We start from the raw sequence: 19,146 nt of genomic DNA on the forward strand, positions 1-19,146 counted from the left end.
CGGTTCCCTTTTAATGTCAACGATTTAATTTATTTTTCTTTTCAATTAAATCTTGCTACATCCCGCACCAAATATACGTTTACCGTATAAGCAACAAATTAGGAAATCCTGTTTGTTGCGGTTGACCTAACTGGTCTCCCTTGAAGCGAGGGCGCATTATAGAGAGAACACATTCCTATGCAACCCCTAATTTGAAATTATCGGTTAAGTGTCTATTAAACAGTCAAAATTAATAAAAAGACTGTCTTAATCGAAAGATTTAACAAAAGGATCACTGATACTTACCCTTACTATTTGCGAAAACAATATAAATGAGTAACATAAGGATGCTTTTATTCTTATAACCATATAATTCTTTTAGGTAGAGCCATATGAATACATCTTTTATCACAAATATTTTTGCCACCGTTATTTTAGCTATTGTCCTTTATTTTTTCTTACCCATCTTAGCTTCTGATTTACCCAATCAATTGTCAGCAGCTGTTGGCGTTTTAGTGGGTGGCTTATTTGTACCAGCCTTGTTAAAGCTTTTTTCATCTGCTAATTCATCTAGCGATAATGATGGAACATCAGAAGTATCCACATTGTATGTTGGTAACCTTCCTTATCGTGCAGACGAGGAAGCAGTTCAAGAGCATTTTGAGCAACAAGGCAATGTTGTATCAGTTCGTCTTATGAAAGACCGACGCACCGGAAAAAGGAAAGGGTATGGTTTTGTTGAAATGCATCCTAAAGGCGCTGCTAAGGCAATCAAAAATCTGAACGATTCAACATTTCAAGAACGGACTTTAAAGGTTAGATTAGCCAAAGAAAAAATTGAAGAAGAGTGATATCAAATCGAACATAAAAAAGGCCAGCTAAAAGCTGGCCTTTTTTATTTGTTCAGCGCACTGTTATTATTGCTGGCTTTGAGGTCGATATCCTATGGGTAAATTATTAACAAGTTTTTGATTAAATTTATTAAAACGATTAATAGCAGAAATCAAATCTGGCGTTGCCACATCCTCACCTAATTTATTGATGAGTTCATTCACAACATTTTCATAAGAATTAGTGTCTTCTAGTCGAAGTCTTGCCCCATCAAGTACGTTTAACAGTTTATCAAGATAATCCGCAACTGGCTTGACAGCTTTTGCAGGATCACTGTCCACACTATCGCTATCAAATCTAGAAACAGTTTCATACGCTTTAATAACTGCAGTATTTTCAACTTTTTTTAGCTGTAAGGCAAAACTAGATATTTCTTGTTCGTCAAAACCCAATTCTAATGCTTGGTTAAAAGCAGTCTCTATATCACCGTTAAAAAACTCTTCAGCCAGTTCATTAGCATCCGCTACTAATTGGCCTATTGCTTTGAGTTCATCCTCATCTAACTTACCCTTAACTGCAAACGAAAAGGTGCTCTCTTGATAAAAAGTAGTATTCTGTTGAATTGAGTCAGTACTAGGTTGAGCCTTATACGTTTCATTAATGCTGACTTCTGAATCGTCTACATTAATATCAGCGGGTGTCGTAGTTTTAGAGCTTAAAACTGCAGCATTATTAACATCTATCGGAACATTAACCGGTTCGGTCACTGCAGCTTTTTTATCTTGTTCAGTCTGTTGCGCAAGTTGCTGCACCTGTCTTTGACTGAATTCAAATTGTTCAAGATCTTCAAAAGTAATATTTACTGCATCGCCATCTCGGGTTCGAATATTCAGTTCACCTGACTCCTGTTTTTCGAAAGATATACTGGTAAAATTTACTGAAGATGTAGCAGGATTTTCTAGGTTTAAAGCTTGCGGATTAAAAACATCACGCTTCAGCTTGGCAATGCCGTCTTCAATTAGGGTTTTACTTTGACTGATTCCATTAGTGATTTCCTCATTTAAGAAACCAGCTAAGTCTTGCTCTGCTAACTTAATGCCCTTAAGCACACCAGATGAAGCTTATTCAAACAAGTTATTTAACTTGTCTTCATCGGCACCCTTGTTTTGAGCATTTTTGATTGCCCCCCCCCCACAAACTTGAGTACATTCTTTGCTATCTTTTCGAAATCAAATAGTGATGACTCAGTTTTTTTGTATCAGGCGTAGAAAGTTCAGGCTTAAGTTTATTAACTTCCAACGTATTGTTTAATGCATTCGAATATATCCGGACGCCCAAAGAAGTACTGGAACTAAATTGCTCCACTCTATGTGATGTTTGACTGATTTCCCCAGCAATGGCTTGTTTTAAGCCAGTATCCCGCAATTGGTTTTGAATACTGTTTTTATTACCCAAATGTTGGGGATTATCGCCTAAAGAAGCTTTTAACTGACTAATGTTCATGGCAGATACCTCATTATCCTTAACTAATCGTATCGACCAATTCAATCTAATACTTTAGCTTTATTTGCACAATTTTTTTCAAGCATGAATATTTAACTTAATCCAAATATTGCAGAATGACCGAAAACACTTTAAGTTGCGCGTTTTTACGACTTTAACCATTGAGGCAAAACATGCGGCCAACAGAGATTCAAGCAGACAACTATGTCGCACAACTTGAAGTCAAAACAAATGTTCTTAAAGACAGTTTTGGCCAGCACTCTATGCCTGAATTGGAAGTATTTGCCTCAGAGCCATTGCATTATCGATTACGAGCCGAGTTTCGTCTGTGGCATGAAGGTGATGAACTGCATCATGTAATGTTCGACCAAGCGACAAAACAAAAGTACCAAATCCATCACTTCCCACCTGCCAGCCAACTGATTAATAATGTCATGGCAGATCTACTTTTGTTACTCAAACCAAACGACACTGCACGCAGAAAGCTGTTCCAAATTGATTACTTAGCCACAATCAGTGGGGAAATTATTGCATCTTTGCTTTATCACAAAGAATTAGATGAAGCATGGACCGATGAAATGAAGAAGATTAGATTTTTGTTAAGAAAAAAATACCGTATAGACATTATCGGTCGAGCAAAAAAGCAAAAGATCATCTTAGATAAAGATTATGTAACCGAAGAATTGATAATCAATCAACGCAAATTTACGTTTAAACAAATCGAAAATAGTTTTACCCAACCCAATGCACACGTCAATATTAAGATGATTGAATGGGCACTGGATATTACTCAAAATAGTCAAGGAGACTTACTTGAGCTGTATTGCGGTTCGGGAAATTTTTCCGTTCCCTTAGCCCAAAATTTTGAAAAAGTCTTGGCAACTGAGATATCCAAAACCTCGGTTGCAGCAGCGCAAGATAACATTGAGCAAAATAACATAGACAATCTAAAGATTGTTCGTATGTCGAGTGAAGAATTTGTCCAAGCACAACAGGGTGTGCGGAAATTTCGACGTTTAGAAGGCATTAACCTAACTGAATACCAATGCAAAACAGTATTAGTAGATCCACCCCGTTCTGGCTTAGACGAAAGCACGGTGAATATGATTAGTCAGTATGAAAACATTGTGTATATTTCATGTAATCCGGATACATTAAAACTTAATTTAGATACATTGTTGAAGACACACACAATTACTCGGTTTGCGTTATTTGACCAGTTTCCCTATACGCACCACACAGAATGTGGGGTTTATTTACAAAAAAGCGACTCACTCCTGGTTGCTGACAGTTAATTCGAAGTTTGTTCAGCTTTGGCCTGCAATGCGCCATTAACAACAAACCTTAATTGAAGTTTGACTCTTTCTGCAACATTGGCCTTTTGCTCATCGGACGCATCTAGTGCTTCCGCTCCAGCACTAAAAACCAATTTAACCATAGCTTCAGCTTGTAAGTTAGCAATGTTATATGGCAAGCCCGTATTAGATATAGTGTAGTCAGTGAGCTCTACATTAAAATGTTTAATTTCGCGCAGCACAGCCGCTCTAAAAGCCATTGACGTACCTGTATGCTCCCGTAATAACAAACGAAAAACATTATTATTGGCAGTTATAAACTCCATAAAAGTATCCACTGAGGTATTGATCACACCGCCACCAGAAGCAATTCTCACTCTGGCTTGACGCATTAGCTGACGTAAAGCTAAACCTGCTTCATCAACTAAAGTTAAACCTAATTCGTCGATATCTTTAAAGTGTCGGTAGAAAGAAGTGGGCGCTATACCCGCTTCTCGTGCCACTTCTCTGAGGCTAATACTTGATAAACTTCGCTGTTCATCTAAAAGTAAAAATGCTGCCTCAATAATAGAACGCCGAGTGCGTAATTTTTGTTCTTGACGGTTCAATAGCTAAACCTAACGTTGGTGACTAATTCAGTGTGAACAGGATTCTAACGTGAAAAAAGTAAAACACATACTGAAGAAATATCACTCTAGATAAATATAGGGCTTGCGAAACGTAAAAGGCAACGTAAAATAGCGTACACTTGTAAGCTGAACTTAATATTGCTAAATGAAAAAACCACGTCTACTGCTCACAAATATATTAATTTTTACCATAACTGGATTTATAGCTACTGTGTTAGTTCCCTTAGAGGCTTTAACAAATGGCTTTGATGCTTTTGAAATTATTGCATGTGTCGCTTTAATTTACTTTTCAGGTATGTCGATTACTGCCGGTTATCATCGTTTATGGTCACATAAAGCATTCGAAGCCAACATGTTAGTCAAAGTGGTGTTGGCGATAGGCGGAGCAATGTCACTGCAGAATAGCATTTTGCATTGGTGTTCAGATCATCGCATTCACCACAGACATGTTGACGACAACGAACATGATCCCTACTCAGCCAAAAAAGGCTTTTGGTATTCTCATATTGGTTGGATGTTAAGAGAATATCAAACTCATCGTTATACAGATTATAGCAACTGCCGTGATCTTCAAAAAGATGCGGTAGTGATGTGGCAACATAAACACTATTTAAAGATTATGCTTGGCGCAAACTTTGGTGTTCCAGTTTTACTAGGTTGGCTAAATGGGGATATTTTGGGCATGCTCCTATTAGCAGGTGTTTTCCGCCTAGTAGTTGTTCATCATGTCACTTTTTTCATAAATTCTCTGGCTCACATATGGGGCAAGCAGCCTTACACGGATAAAAATACTGCTCGGGATAACGATATCCTAGCTTTTTTCACTTTTGGGGAGGGTTATCATAATTTTCATCATATATTTGAATATGATTATAGAAATGGCATCAAGTGGTGGCAGTTTGATCCAACAAAATGGTTAATCAAAGGCTTATCTCTCATTGGCTGGACCAGTAACCTTCGTCGTTGCCCAGAAGAAAGAATTGAAAAAGCTAAGGTCGCCATGCAACTAAAGCTAGCTCAAGAAAAAGTATCTAATTTAGCCAATGCAGATGAGATATTAGCCAAAGTACAGATTGAATACGAACTCTTAGCACAGCGTATGACTGACTACTATGCTGCCAAGAAACAACTAATGGCGATGAAGAAGCAAAACTTTAAACGCAGCTATGAAAACCTTGAAGTTCATTACAAGTATAAAGAATTAAAACAAAGTTTGGCCATACAAAAACAAAAATGGTTACACATCAATCAATTTGACTTTTTACCTGCCATGGCCGAATAACCGGAAGATAATACAACTTTCAGGCCTCATTTTGAGGCCTTTTTCTTGCCTATAAACTGATTTTAAGAGTGCGATAATTAGCAAAGTGGACATTACCTCTAAGACTTGTCCTTTAACTGATTGCGCAGGGACGAAATTGGTTTATTACAAGTTCACCACTACGGGTGCTGGATTATGTAAATTGTTAACCCGAAAACAACAAACCATTCATACTAATTCGCTCAGGGAAGTATTAAATAGTATTTTTAATATCCACTAAATAATTTTTAGAATATGAATGCGGAAAATCACTAAATTCCATCACCAAATTCATGTAAACCACATTCTCTTTTTAATCCGAAGAAACGAGTATCTTGTTCATTCATACCTTCTTCCAAAGAGCGAGTACTGTGCCAATCACCTATGGATACATAACCTTTTTCCCACAAAGGATGGTACGGCAGATTATGTTTTTTTAAATATAAATGCACATCCTTGTTCGACCAATCAATAATAGGATAAATCTTATACTGATTTTTCAACTGCTGCACAACAGGTAAGGTTTCTCGCATGTCAGACTGACTGCGGCGCAATCCAGCAAACCAACTTTTTATTTGCAGGTCGTTTAACGCTTTTTGCATTGGCTCAACTTTATTCAATGCATTGTATCTTTCTATACCTTCTAAGCCATGCTCCCACAATTTCCCCATACGGGCTTCTTGCCATGCAGAGGAAGTATCCGAGCGATAAACCTTGAGGTTAAGGTTGAGACGTTCTGTTAACTTATCAACAAACTGATAAGTTTCAGAAAACAAATAACCTGTATCTGTTAGTACTACTGGTACACCAGGGTATTGCTGAGTAACCATATGTAACATCACAGCGGCTTGCGCACCAAAACTTGATGACAACATAAAGTTGTGAGGTAGGTGTTCTAAAGCCCAAGCAATACGTTGTGAAGCAGACTGTTTTTCTAAGGCGATATTAGTTTGCACCAATTCGTCGCCTGAAATACTTAGATCTGCACTGTCTGCACTTTCTGTACTTTCTGTACTTTCTGCACTTTCTGCACTGTCTGAACTGTCTGTACTTTCTGTACTGTCTGAACTGTCTGTACTGTCTATACTGTCTATACTGTCTGTAATGACTATATTGTTAGATTGAGTAGCTTGGGTCATCATAAAAGTCCTTGGCTGAGTCAAGAACAGGTTTAACCACTTGTGCTCTGATAACAAAATCACCAAAAGCTTCGTCAGCATCACGTTCTTTAGACCAGCGGGCTATTAAGCAGTCTAACTCGCGCATGATTTCTTTTTCATCGATATTTTCACGGTACATTCTAGGGATCCGTGTACCTTGACGGTCACCACCTAAATGGAAGTTGTATTTTCCAGGGCCTTTGCCCACTAAGCCAACTTCTGCCAACATAGACCGGCCACAACCATTAGGACAACCGGTCACACGGTAGATGATACTTTCATCCTGCATGCCATGCTTGGCTAATAGCCCTTCAATCTCTGTCACTGCATCAGGTAAATAACGTTCTGCTTCAGCCATCGCTAATGGGCATGTTGGCAAAGACACGCAGGCCATCGAATCTTTGCGCTGCAAACTCACATCATCAGCCATGAGCCCGTGCTCACGTGCTAGCTGTTCAATCTGCGATTTTTGCTCAGCGGGTACACCAGCCACTATCAAATTCTGATTTGCCGTTAGGCGAAAATCACCCATGTGTATTTTTGCAATTTCAGCACAACCGGTTTTCAGTGTTTTGCCCGGATAGTCTAAAATACGGCCGTTTTCGATAAACAAGGTAAGGTGGTGTTTGCCATCTAACCCTTCAACCCAACCAATGCGATCACCGCGTGAAGTAAATTCATACGGTCGACTTTTTGCAAAACTAATTTCTGAGCGTTTTTCTACTTCCGCTTTAAAATTTTCGACACCTACACGTTCTAAGGTATATTTAGTTTTCGCATTTTTGCGATTAACACGGTTCCCCCAGTCACGTTGAGTAGACACCACCGCTGCTGCTACCGCCAAAGTATGTTCTAAACTAATATAACCAAAGTCATCTGCTTTGCGTGGGAAAGTAGAAGTATCACCATGAGTCATGGCTAAGCCCCCACCAACCAAGACATTAAAACCAACCAACTTGCCATTTTCGGCAATAGCCACAAAATTTAAATCATTAGCGTGGACATCTACATCATTTTGCGGCGGAATAACCACTGTTGTCTTAAACTTACGAGGTAAGTAGTTATTACCTAGGATAGGCTCTACTTCAGTTGTTTCTGATTTTTCGCCATCAAGCCAGATTTCTGCATAGGCACGTGTTTTAGGCAGTAAATGTTCACTGATTTTTTTCGCCCACTCGTACGCTTCTTGATGTACTTCAGACTCTACCGGGTTAGATGTACACAACACATTACGGTTTACATCCCCAGCAGTCGCAATAGAATCAACACCAACCTGATTAAGCATTTGATGCATAGATTTCACATTAGGTTTTAATACCCCATGGAACTGAAAAGTTTGACGGGTAGTTAAACGAATACTGCCGTAGATACTTTTTTCTTCAGCAAACTTATCAATAGCCAGCCACTGCTGCGTACTAATAATGCCTCCAGGTAACCGAGCTCTTAACATTACATTTTGAAGTGGTTCTAACTTTTGCTTAGCACGCTCTGCACGAATATCGCGGTCGTCTTGCTGATACATACCATGGAAACGAATAAGCTGGAAGTTATCGCCAACAAAGGCACCGGTTAAATCATCAGTCAAATTTTCTGCGATGGTTCCACGCAACAAGTTACTTTGGTCTTTCAAACGTTCGTTATCAGCTAGCTTGCCTTCAACGACGAAATTTTTGTGGTCTTTACTCATTAGTAAACGTCCTTTTGATAACGTTTGGCACGACGCAAGTCAGAAATATACTGTTCGGCTTGTTCATCACTTTTTGCACCATGGGCAATCACAATTTGAACTAAAGCGTCTTGCACATCTTTGGCCATATGGTTGGCGTCGCCACATACATAAATGTGTGCACCTTGCTCAAGCCATTGATAAATCTCAGCGCCTTGTTCAAGCATTCTATGCTGCACATAAACTTTTTGCTCTTGATCTCTAGAAAATGCCAAGCTGACTTTATTTAATACCCCATCTTTAACAAAACGCTGCCATTCAGTTTGATACAAAAAGTCCTGCGTATAATTAGGATTACCAAAAAACAACCAGTTCTCACCACTTGCTTCTTCAGCTTCACGTTGTTGCATGAAAGCTCTAAAGGGTGCGATACCTGTGCCGGGCCCAATCATTATAACGGGTGTATTGCCATCATCTGGCAAGCGGAAATTGTCGTTTTTCTCAACAAACACATTGACTTCACCACCTTCATCTAAACGAGTAGATAAAAAGCTTGAGGCACCACCTTGATGGGCATACCCGTGGGCGTCGTACTCAACTAAAGCAACGGTTAAGTGCACTTCATCTTCCACTTCTGCTTGACTAGAAGCAATAGAGTAGAGTCGTGGTGTTATCATTCTTAAGGTATCAACAAACTCCTGAGCATTGAGCTTAGCTGGATACTGTCGAACAACATCGATTATTTGACGCTGAGACAGATATTCACGCAATACAGACTTATCATCCAACAGTGCATTGAGTTCAATATTGTTTGCGTATTTAGCATATTTTGTGACAAAAGTCGGATAGCTTTGAGTTAATTCTAATTTATTGATTAAAGCGTCGTTAAAATTGTAATCATCACCTGACCAATTTACTGAGGTATCACCTTGTAAACCAAGTAAAGTAGTTATCTCATCAACTAGGTTTATATCATTTTTAAACCACACACCTAACGCATCACCTGGGCGGTATTGAATACCAGAATTTTCAAGGGATATCTCAATATGACGGATATCCTTAACTGAATCTCGGCCAGTAATTTTTTGGCTTTCAAGCAGGGTTGCAGTATATGGCAATTTTTTAGTGTATTGACTGGCAACTGCAGCACTAGGGTGCATATTCAAGGATGGAATAACAGACTGGGAACTCTTTGCACTCAACTCATCTTTTACTTGATGTGTGATGGTGTCGAACCAAGCCGCTACATCTGCGTCGTAATCAACGTCACAATCAACCCGGTCAGTAATTCTGGTCGCGCCCAAGTCTTGTAAACGTTTGTCAAAGTCTTTCGCTGTTTGGCAGAAAAACTCGTAACTTGTGTCACCTAAGCCCAACACAGCAAAGTTTAAATCATTAAGTTTAGGCGCTTTTTTTCCAGCTAAAAAGCTGTGTAGTGCCACAGCATCATCTGGCGCTTCGCCAATACCGTGGGTACTGACAATAATGACTACATGACTTTCTGTTTTTAGTTGCTTCTGCTTATAGTCAGCCATGCTAACTATTGTAGCAGGGATATTTAGCGCATCTAATTTGGCTTTAAATTCCTGTGCCACAGATTTGGCGTTACCCGTTTGCGAACCATATAAGATAGTTAAAGACTTAGCATGGCTGCTATCGGGTTGAGCTAAAACAGTAGATTGGCCTGTTTGCGCCATCCCAGCTAAGTAGCCACTCAACCAAGTTAGTTGTTGTGGATTGAGTGAGGCCGTTGCCTGATGAATTTGAGTCCACTGGTTTTCATTTAAACCTGCGGCAAGCCCAGTGGCTTGATTTATTACTGAAGACATATAATCGCTAATCGTTGTGAATACAACTATAGATTAGCGACACATGTTCATAACCGGAAAGAATAAAAAATAATTTTTTATAACCAAATTAAATTAAATTAAAAATGCACCTCTAATCCAGCGTATATCCCCTTAAATTCAAGATCTGAATAAATGTCATCTAAATCATCTAAATCCAATGTTACAGCTCGATAACCAAGATGTAACGTCAAATCTATTGCAAGGTTGCCCATCAAGCTATAAGTTATCGCAGCTTGATAATCTGATATTGTATGATCGTCAATACTTAAGAAACTACCTTCTACAAATGCACCAAAACCAGTAAATGGAACACCAACAGCCAGCCTAGAATAAACCATAGGAACTGGTCCAGAAAACTCTTCTCTACCTGTTTCACCATCAACTGTGGCCAAAAACTCCCCATCAATATGTTTTGCATTGAGGCCAACATCGAAACTAACTAAATCATTATCAAACAATTCGTAATATAAAATGAAATCGGTAGTTGTTAATGATACATCTGTAAAAGCATTACCATTAGCAGCAAAAACTTTGTCACCCAATGTAAACTGAGCGTCCAATATGACATCACCTTGGGTATCCATAGCAGTTCTTTGCACTTTAACATTTGGGATCAGCGGAATAGGATGTTCAAAAGCCACATACAGATTTGTATTTGTTTGCTTTTCGAAATTAAACTCAGTATTACTTCCGTCATTTGAAAACCCGCCTGAAGTTTCCATATTCCAAGCTTGCGCACCGGCATATAGCCCAAGTAAAGTGTCAGCTTGGCTGGTAAAACTTACACATAATGCTAATAATCCTAGAGATAGTGTGTTTTTTTTCATTATTTAACCTTGATTCAACAATTCGCTTAATTCAATTAGAGCAGCATTTGCACGAGAAATATAGTTTGCCATCACCAACGAATGATTAGCTAACGTACCAAATCCACTGCCATTTAATATAATCGGGCTCCATAAAGATTCTTGCGTTGCCTCCAATTCACGAATTATTTGTTGCAGGCTAATCGTGGCATTTTTCTTCTCAAGTACATCTGCAAAATCCACTTCCACTGCTTTTAAAAAATGTATCAATGCCCAGCTGGCGCCCCTGGCTTCATAAAAATTATCGTCTAACTGCCACCAGCTGGTTTTTTCAGTCAGTCTATTTGCCGTTGGCGTAGACTGAATAGCTTGAGCATCACCTGCTAGGCTTGTATCAAGACGCTCTTGACCAACACTGGCACTCAATCGTTGTGAAAAACTACCTAAACGTTTCTCCAGCTGTTTCAGCCAATCTCTTAAATTATCGGCCCGAGCATAGAATTGTCCCTGTTGTTGGCGGCTATCAGACAAGCTACTTCTGTAAGCATATAAATTATCAATGCCTTCTTGATACTTGGACTCAGCTGAAGGCAATAACCAGCTTAAACTGTCTATATTGAACTGAGGTTGGGCTTTGGTTAAAAAAGGATTTTCTAACGATTGACTCTGTGAACGACTAAAATCTTGACGCATCGCTAGGGCCAAATCTCGCGTCATTTCTAAAGCACCAAACTCCCAGCTAGGCATATTGTCCATCATGACACTAGGTGGCAACACATCATTTGACAAATATCCACCAGACTTGTTTAGCAAGGTCTCGCTGACTTTAATTAAACTAGTAGTAATGGTGTAACCAGCGACAACAGACTCATTTCTCTGGCTAGCTTGCTGCTGGGCAAGTAGCTCAGGTTCAAATAAATCAGGCTCAAAGCTCCAAAATACTGACAAAATCCATAACAAGAAAATAAATAGTACGGCGGTGCTAAATAGCCATTTTGGTGCAAGGTATTGTTTCATGTTTTTCCCTAATGATGTTTGTGCACAGACGGCCCGGCGACCTTGGCCGAGATGATAATGGACTCACCGTCTTTGGTCTGTAAACTGATGGCTACAGACTCTCCTTCTGATAAGGGTTGTTTCAGCCCAAATAACATAATGTGTAGGCCACCGGGAGCAAACTGCACGGTCTGACCTGATTTAATAACGACCTCTGACTGTTGCTCCATTCGCATCATGTCATTCACCATTATATGATTATGAATTTCTGCTTTAGTAGCAAAATCCGCCGAAGCACCAATCAAAATTTGGGTGGTGTCCGAGCTGTTTTGAATAGAAAAATATGCCGCTGTGTTAGGTACACCAGGAGGCAGTAGTCTGACAGTTGCGTCTGTGACTATTACTTCAGCGTGAATAACACCCGTTACTAAACTACACAGCAATACAAATAATCGAAACATAAATCACCCACGTATAAAAATTGTCTCTGATTATTCAGTAATTTTAATTAAGATACCATCCATTAAGCACAAAAGTTTGACCTAGGTCGTTGATAACATTAATGGGCAGATGTCTGCTTGTCTCTCACTAAAAGAAAAATCACTAAGGTAAATAAGATAACCGGCCAAAATACACTTAGACCGGCAACAAACAAACCAATTCCTGCGGTAATAAAGGCGAAAGCAATAGCAGTAAAAAGGCTAAATGCGATGATAAAACCCACTACAACCAATATAGCTAGCACGCCTGTTAGTGCGATAATGGAAGTGATAGGTTCAACATCATGCTTTGCAAAGGAAATATGCAAATCTAACCACTAGGTTACTAAGTGACCCAGGCTGTACGTCAATACCATCGATATCAACACAGCTAGGGTTATGTTTTTAAACATGATGCATCCCTTATTTGTTTGGGATCAGGATTGTGGCAGTAATATAAGCGATAGCAGTGATGGTAGGCAGTGCGATTAAACAGACTACAGCCGCTACGCGAACTAACAACCTAGGTACGCTCCAATGTTTCGCTAAACCGGCACATACACCTGACACTTTTCGATGTATTGAATCTTTGTATAATCTATTTACTTCAAAATAACGACTCATGTTTTTCTCCTATGACTTCAAGTTTCTGCAGCTAGCGACAGTGGTGGTGCGCCACTAGCGAATGGGCAAATCAACACTAAGCAACCTTTGAACGCAATGCTTCTAGCTCTTGCTCAATTTGACTCTCAGATTCAAGTTGATTGAACTGTGCATGTAAGCCTGTTGACTCATCCACTAAATCATAAGCGTCAACTTGTGACTCTAGATCATCAATTCGGCGCTCATATTGCTCAAACCGGATAATTGCATCATCAATCTTCACTGAATGAGCTTTATTCTTAATGGTCATGCGCACGGCTACCGAACGCTCTCTAATAATCAGAGATTTTTGTTTAGCTCGGGCTTCCACTAGTTTGTCTTGCAATTTGCCCATGTCAGCTTGTAATTTAGATAGCGATTCTTCAACCACATTTAGCTCATCAGTTAAAGCTGATAATTTTTGCTGACTATGGTGCTTTTCAACCAATGCGGCTCTAGCCAAATCTTCACGATCTTTCTCTACCGCCAAGGCCGCCTTTGCCTGCCATGCATTGATCTGTTGTTGCAATTTGTCCACTTGGCGCTGTACCTGCTTTTTTTCAGCTAGGTGAGTGGCCGCCACTGAGCGTAACTCCACTAAGGTTTCTTCCATTTCTTGGATCAGTAACTTAATCACTTTTGCAGGCTCTTCTGCCTTATCTAAGATGGCATTGATATTGGCTTGTATTATGTCTGACACTCTCGAAAACATACCCATGTTGATTTCTCCAATAAAATTAATAAATTTCCTGCTGGGCTATTCCAGCACTACCAGTACTAACAACGCTATTACAAGTGTTGTGCCAATTTAACAAGATAGGGTAAGCAATTGATTAAATTGAGTTTTTAATTAATTATGCAATACTTAACTATTTGAAAATCTCGAGCTAACTTAACAATTTAGTCAAAAAGACTAAGTAGTTAGCGAAAATCACAATTGATATTTAATAGACTGTGAGCCCACAACTTACGACAAAGAAAAAGTGGTTAATAGAAACTAGTCACGATACCCAATATGTTTAGGCTGTTCTGATCATTCTGTGGATTTCTTGGTATAGAGCATCACCGCAATATGTTGAATGACGCCTATAAACGATAAACAGTCCTACTATAAACATATGCCAGCAGTCCGCATCACGGCAAAAAGGGCCGTACGCGGTTGAAAATTTTGGGATGATTTTATCTCATAAATATAAAATTAGGCGAGGAACGGTCATTCGAGTAGTCGAAACCAGGTGTCTGCTTAGCCCAAGAAAGCGGACGTAGCTATTTATGGTGTTTTAGTCCCTTTGGAGCGAATAGCGGATCTTCAGCTTTATTGCTTTGATGGACGGATTCACGCGCAAAACGGTCATCGAACTCGCTCATAACTATATCTCAATATGGCACATGGCGCATTACAGAACATCCCTATTTAACTTTAAATTAGTGGCCATATTCACCAAGCCACTAGTGTATATAATATTGACATATGGGTGAATTTTTAGCGTGATTTTTTATGTATTGAAAGTATATCTTCAATAACAGCGTATCCTGTTTCCAAGCGCCCAGCACCTGGACCAATTAAGGTAATATCACCTAGTAATTCTGTTGAATAAGTAATAGCATTTGTCGCGCCTTTAATTGATGCGAATGGATGTTCACTCGATACCATCTCAGGTTTAACTGATGCTAAGAACCCATAGTTATGCTTTTCAATTGTTCCAATTAATTTCCAATGCTTCTTTAAAGAAGTGGCGTTAAAAATATCATTCTTTGTGATATGGCAAATGCCTTGACGCTCTATATCATCTAATGTAAGCGATAAATCCATTAAAAGATTCCCCAGAATAACTACTTTTGCAGCGGCATCATAACCCTCAACATCCCCTGTAGGATCTGCTTCAGCATAACCAAGTTCTTGTGCTTGTTTGAGTGCATTTTCATACCCTGCTCCTGAAGACATCTCATCTAATATATAATTTGTCGTGCCATTAAGAATCCCTTGGATTTTTGTTATTCCGGCAGCTAACACCATCTCATTACCTAAGTTTATTGCAGGAGTTCCGCTCATTACAGTGCCTTCAATGCCAATTTGAACATTATTGCTTAATGCTATTTTACGAAGTTCAGGAAAATGTAAAGCCACCGGTCCTTTATTAGTCATAGAAACATGCATACCATTATTTAATGCCTGTTTAATATGACTTACTGCGGGTTCACCTGTTTGTAGATCAGTAAAAGCAAGCTCTACTAAAATATCAGCTCCACTTTTATCAATCGTTTCAGTCGCATTCCAGCCAGTGATGGGAGCCGAAGTACTTTTTAGATCTCCATGCTTTTCTAGATCAGATAATAATACTTCAGGGTCCAAACCCTTAGGGTTATAAAGACTTCCTTTATACAAGTCACATATCGCTACGATGCTTAAATGAATACCAAACTTTTCTATTAACAGTTGTTTTTTATCACTAATAATTTTAGTTAGGCCTTGACCAACATTCCCAAAACCGATTATTGCTAATGTGTATGTTTTCATTATGTTCTTCCTAAGTTAACTCTTTAAAATGTTGAATGATTGTTCGATGGCGTTACTTTCGTAAATTAAAACAATAAGTTTTTATGTCGGTCATTTCTTTAACAGCATTCATAACACCTTCTCGGCCAACACCTGATCCTTTGACTCCACCAAATGGCATTGCATCAATGCGATAATCACTGCTGTCATTTATCATGACGCCACCACAATCCATTGAATCTGCAAGTTCAAACGCTAACTCAAGATCATTGGTAAATATTCCAGCTTGTAAGCCAAATTCAACATCATTTGCTTGAGCTATTGCCTCTTTTTTATCAGAAAATCGATACAACACAGTGATAGGTCCAAACACTTCTTCTTTGGCAATTAAGCAGTCACTGCTTACATTTGCAAAAACAGTAGGTTGAAAAAAATTTCCCTGTCTTTTCCCACCACACAGTAATGTGGAATTTTTCTCTAGGGCATCTTTTACCATCGCTTCAACTTTAAGAGCAGCACGATTATTAATCATTGGACCCATCTGCGAAGATTCAGATAGTTTGTCGCCCATAGATATTTTGCTTGCACGCAAACAAAACTCTGAGGAAAACTGATCATATAGTTCATCTTGAATATAAATTCTTTGAACATGTAAACAGTTTTGGCCTGCTGCCCAGAAAGCACCACTGACACATGCTTCCATTGCCATCTCAATATTTGCATCATTCATGACTATTACTGGACAGTTACTGCCAAGCTCCATTGATACTTTCTTTAAACCTACGTGACTTAGAATTCTTTCTCCGACACATTTTCCTCCAGTAAATGAAACCATATTAATGCGAGGATCTGATACGATCTTATCGCCTATATCTATTCCATATCCTGTAACCAAATTTAAGATACCTTTAGGTAAATTTGTTTTATTAAATAGCTCTACAAGCAGTTTTGCGACAAGAGGCGTCTCATGGTGAGGCAGGAGGATTATTGAATTTCCTGCTGCTATAGCGGGACCAATTTTATGAGCGACTAAATTTAAAGGGTCATTGAAGGGAGTAATAGCTGCAACAACGCCAATAGGTATCCGACGATAATACCCAAACCTATTTTCAGAGCCGGGAGCTTGATCAAAAGCAATAGTTTCTCCCGTTAAACGCCTCGCTTCTTCCGCGCTTATTCGTATGGTTTCCACACATCTAGAAACTTCTTTACGCGCTTCATTAATGGTTTTAATACCTTCACGAGCAATCATTTGAGCGAAGAATTCTTTTTGATTTCTTAAATTATCAGCAACGTCATTAAGTACAGACATTCGTAAATGTGAAGACAGTTTTTTAGCTTTTTGGGCGCCTATCACTGCGGTCTCAATAATAGCGTCCACTTCACTTAAAGAGTTGTTCACAACTGTTCCGACTAAACTGCCGTCTTCAGGGTTGAATACTTGTATCTGTGGTTGTGAGCTTTTTACATCTATAGCAGCGGAAGCAGACAAATTTTGTATTGCAGACATGGTGATATTCCTTTGTTATCTCTTTAGTGAATTATGGATAGTCTACCTAGCAGTAACGGTATACATCAGTCCTTATATAAAGATAAGTGATTATTAATTCATTGTTTTTGTAAAATATTGATAGAATCACATCAGTAATTGCGAGGGAGTATTGAGTTGTGAAATTAAGTAAGCAAGATCTAAAAATATTGGAATTATTACAAATAGATGTAAAAACTTCTGTTGAGCGCCTTTCCGAAGAAGTAGGGTTATCGGCTGCAAGTATACAGCGACACTTAAAGCGCTTAAGAGATAATAAAGTTATCGCTCAGGAAGTAGCAATAATATCGCCTGACTCTGTAAATCAATCAATGACCTTTATCATATCTGTACAACTAAATAGAAGTTATAACGATTGTTTTAATTATTTTAAAAACAAAGTAAAAAATAATAATAATATCCAGCAGTGTTACTACATAACGGGTGAGGCGGATTTCGTTCTGGTAGTGACAGCAAAAGATATGGAAAATTTTGAAGAGTTTACTCAATTATTTTTTTTTAGTGACATTGCTGTGCTTCACTTCAAAACATCTGTTGTTATGGGCAGAACAAAAGTTAGTTTAGCATTACCCCTGAATTGTGTAGATATATGAAGCATGTTTCTAACATCATGATAATAAAAAGAATATAGTTTCTTCTGGTGAGATTATGACAGACACAGATCTTGCTGCGAGTTGGTCTGCACTGATGTGACGGTCGCCTTATAAACCCAAGTTTGGAGTTTGTATAACAAAGGGCGTTAGCGAGTTAGTTTTCTAAGACGTAAAGGAGGTGATAGCACCTTAGGACTAATGCTCTAATTCATCAGGATTTTTAAAAAGGCCAATGACCGCTCTGGTGGCTAACTTGCCGTAAAAAAATCAGAAAACATGGATTTTGTATGCCCGCTTATGGCACAAACTTCCCCATCAGGGTAAACGCTCGACCGTCTGCTATTAGGCTCACAGCGGCCTGATTCAATTCCCAAATGACTGCTTAGCCTAAGTAAACGGACTGTGGTGAAATACAATTTTTTGGTAATCTATCGCAGTAATATGGACATTAACGCTGCGCTCACCGGCAAGCTTTAAGCGCAGCGAGGAGCTTGTCCGAGTGAAGCGCCTTGTTAAATTTTCCATGACCCTTTATAAACTCATACATGACAATCTCTTCGGCTAAATATTGTCGAAGTTGTTTTTCGAGTTCATGGTCTAAAGAAGTAGAAAACTTAGGTGATATATTTTCATGTGGTATCTCGATTTCTCGCCCTATTTTTTTAGATAGAAAGTCAGCGACTAAGTCTAGCCTATTCATTGGCATTATATGATCTACGCCAATCTCACCATTAGTCATAGTTAGGAAGTCGTATTGACTTGCCAAATTTGCAAATGGCTTCCTTTTTCCTTCAGAAATATATTCTTTGATATATTCATTGTAACTCATGCCACCGGTGTAATTTCGATGATTTGGATGATTCGGGTTTTTAATTTCATCTCTAGTTTTATAGCGATACCTGCTTTCCATCCTTTCTAAAGGATCTCTTATCAAACTGAAAGATTCTATCTCTACATTTGGAAGCAGTTTCTTGTGCGCAGAAAATATTGTTTCAGAGAATAATTGAGCATTAATGTGTTTTAATTTGGGATGTCCCGAAAAATTTATATTGCAAAATGGTTGTATAGCCTTTTCAATAGATGTTGATGCACACTTCGGCATGCACAAAAAAGCAATACCATACTTAGTAGACATCTGCATAACACGTATCCTGTAATTTAACGCTTATTATCGAGCATGTCGTATATGTAACTTCTCGATTTGATTTTTATTTTCGTCAATTTCAGTACTTACCTATTAATTTTTATGTGATATTTTTCACTTTCATGCCAGCAAGACCGCAAAGAATTGAAAAGCAAAAGGAGACCTGACTTTAACGCGACTTTTCTGCTTCCTATTAAAAACTATGTGAATAATATTTTCCATAATTA

19 protein-coding genes are annotated in these 19,146 nt (G+C 38.7%); 4 read left to right on the forward strand and 15 right to left on the reverse strand.

Annotation, left to right across the window (positions count from 1 at the left end):
* Positions 1-371 precede the first annotated feature (371 nt).
* Entirely contained in the window at positions 372-830 is a 459-nt protein-coding gene (locus tag Q0Y52_RS11615; protein WP_297821727.1) for an RNA-binding protein, read from the forward strand.
* 66 nt (positions 831-896) lie between these two features.
* Here the strand turns inward: Q0Y52_RS11615 and Q0Y52_RS11620 are convergent, their stop codons facing one another.
* Positions 897-1,919, reverse strand: coding sequence for a hypothetical protein (locus Q0Y52_RS11620; protein ID WP_297821729.1), 1,023 nt, complete (start codon positions 1,917-1,919; stop codon positions 897-899).
* Between the two features lie 106 nt (positions 1,920-2,025).
* Positions 2,026-2,358 carry a hypothetical protein gene (locus tag Q0Y52_RS11625; protein WP_297821731.1) on the reverse strand — a complete coding sequence of 111 codons (333 nt, stop codon included), beginning with the start codon at positions 2,356-2,358 and terminating at the stop codon, positions 2,026-2,028.
* Between the two features lie 128 nt (positions 2,359-2,486).
* Between Q0Y52_RS11625 and trmA the strand changes: the two genes are divergently transcribed.
* Positions 2,487-3,608 carry a tRNA (uridine(54)-C5)-methyltransferase TrmA gene (gene trmA / locus Q0Y52_RS11630; protein ID WP_297821733.1) on the forward strand — a complete coding sequence of 374 codons (1,122 nt, stop codon included), beginning with the start codon at positions 2,487-2,489 and terminating at the stop codon, positions 3,606-3,608.
* Here trmA and fabR read toward each other — a convergent pair.
* Positions 3,605-4,216, reverse strand: coding sequence for an HTH-type transcriptional repressor FabR (gene fabR, locus Q0Y52_RS11635; protein WP_297821735.1), 612 nt, complete (start codon positions 4,214-4,216; stop codon positions 3,605-3,607). The two genes, trmA and fabR, sit on opposite strands and share 4 nt — an antisense overlap.
* Positions 4,217-4,382: 166 nt before the next feature.
* Here fabR and Q0Y52_RS11640 point away from each other — a divergent pair, with 166 nt between their 5' ends.
* Complete coding sequence (locus Q0Y52_RS11640; RefSeq protein ID WP_297821737.1) at positions 4,383-5,519, forward strand: fatty acid desaturase; 1,137 nt, start codon at positions 4,383-4,385, stop codon at positions 5,517-5,519.
* Positions 5,520-5,809: 290 nt separating this feature from the next.
* On the opposite strand, the gene Q0Y52_RS11645 is transcribed toward Q0Y52_RS11640, so the two are convergent.
* From Q0Y52_RS11645 to Q0Y52_RS11695, 11 genes are all read right to left on the reverse strand, one after another.
* Positions 5,810-6,679 carry a phosphoadenylyl-sulfate reductase gene (locus tag Q0Y52_RS11645; protein ID WP_297821739.1) on the reverse strand — a complete coding sequence of 290 codons (870 nt, stop codon included), beginning with the start codon at positions 6,677-6,679 and terminating at the stop codon, positions 5,810-5,812.
* Positions 6,654-8,384: an assimilatory sulfite reductase (NADPH) hemoprotein subunit gene (cysI, locus tag Q0Y52_RS11650; protein ID WP_297821741.1), complete on the reverse strand. Its 1,731-nt coding sequence runs from the start codon at positions 8,382-8,384 to the stop codon at positions 6,654-6,656. The genes Q0Y52_RS11645 and cysI overlap by 26 nt, the downstream gene beginning before the upstream one ends.
* Positions 8,384-10,192, reverse strand: a complete 1,809-nt coding sequence (locus Q0Y52_RS11655) for an assimilatory sulfite reductase (NADPH) flavoprotein subunit (protein ID WP_297821743.1) — start codon at positions 10,190-10,192, stop codon at positions 8,384-8,386. The genes cysI and Q0Y52_RS11655 overlap by 1 nt, the downstream gene beginning before the upstream one ends.
* Positions 10,193-10,290: 98 nt before the next feature.
* Complete coding sequence (locus Q0Y52_RS11660) at positions 10,291-11,040, reverse strand: TIGR04219 family outer membrane beta-barrel protein (RefSeq protein ID WP_297821744.1); 750 nt, start codon at positions 11,038-11,040, stop codon at positions 10,291-10,293.
* A 3-nt stretch (positions 11,041-11,043) separates the two neighbouring features.
* Positions 11,044-12,036, reverse strand: coding sequence for a DUF2333 family protein (locus Q0Y52_RS11665; protein ID WP_297821746.1), 993 nt, complete (start codon positions 12,034-12,036; stop codon positions 11,044-11,046).
* Positions 12,037-12,044: 8 nt separating this feature from the next.
* Entirely contained in the window at positions 12,045-12,476 is a 432-nt protein-coding gene (locus Q0Y52_RS11670) for a copper chaperone PCu(A)C (protein ID WP_297821748.1), read from the reverse strand.
* A 98-nt stretch (positions 12,477-12,574) separates the two neighbouring features.
* The gene (locus Q0Y52_RS11675; RefSeq protein ID WP_297821750.1) at positions 12,575-12,823 is read right to left on the reverse strand and encodes a hypothetical protein; all 249 of its coding nucleotides are present in this window, start codon (positions 12,821-12,823) and stop codon (positions 12,575-12,577) included.
* 94 nt (positions 12,824-12,917) lie between these two features.
* On the reverse strand, positions 12,918-13,118 hold the full coding sequence (locus Q0Y52_RS11680; RefSeq protein ID WP_297821752.1) for a PspC domain-containing protein: 201 nt from the start codon (positions 13,116-13,118) through the stop codon (positions 12,918-12,920).
* Positions 13,119-13,194: 76 nt separating this feature from the next.
* Positions 13,195-13,854 (reverse strand): phage shock protein PspA, encoded by a 660-nt coding sequence (pspA, locus tag Q0Y52_RS11685; protein WP_297821755.1) that lies wholly within the window; start codon positions 13,852-13,854, stop codon positions 13,195-13,197.
* Positions 13,855-14,619: 765 nt separating this feature from the next.
* Positions 14,620-15,654: a homoserine dehydrogenase gene (locus tag Q0Y52_RS11690; RefSeq protein ID WP_297821757.1), complete on the reverse strand. Its 1,035-nt coding sequence runs from the start codon at positions 15,652-15,654 to the stop codon at positions 14,620-14,622.
* Between the two features lie 52 nt (positions 15,655-15,706).
* The gene (locus Q0Y52_RS11695) at positions 15,707-17,143 is read right to left on the reverse strand and encodes an aldehyde dehydrogenase family protein (RefSeq protein ID WP_297821759.1); all 1,437 of its coding nucleotides are present in this window, start codon (positions 17,141-17,143) and stop codon (positions 15,707-15,709) included.
* Positions 17,144-17,301: 158 nt separating this feature from the next.
* Here Q0Y52_RS11695 and Q0Y52_RS11700 point away from each other — a divergent pair, with 158 nt between their 5' ends.
* The gene (locus Q0Y52_RS11700; protein ID WP_297821761.1) at positions 17,302-17,775 is read left to right on the forward strand and encodes an Lrp/AsnC family transcriptional regulator; all 474 of its coding nucleotides are present in this window, start codon (positions 17,302-17,304) and stop codon (positions 17,773-17,775) included.
* 460 nt (positions 17,776-18,235) lie between these two features.
* Here Q0Y52_RS11700 and Q0Y52_RS11705 read toward each other — a convergent pair whose 3' ends face one another.
* A complete protein-coding gene (locus tag Q0Y52_RS11705; protein ID WP_297821763.1) occupies positions 18,236-18,916 on the reverse strand; it encodes a sulfotransferase family 2 domain-containing protein in 681 nt (226 codons plus the stop codon).
* Positions 18,917-19,146: the final 230 nt, after the last annotated feature.

The organism is uncultured Paraglaciecola sp., from assembly GCF_943787955.1.
GTDB lineage: Bacteria > Pseudomonadota > Gammaproteobacteria > Enterobacterales > Alteromonadaceae > Paraglaciecola.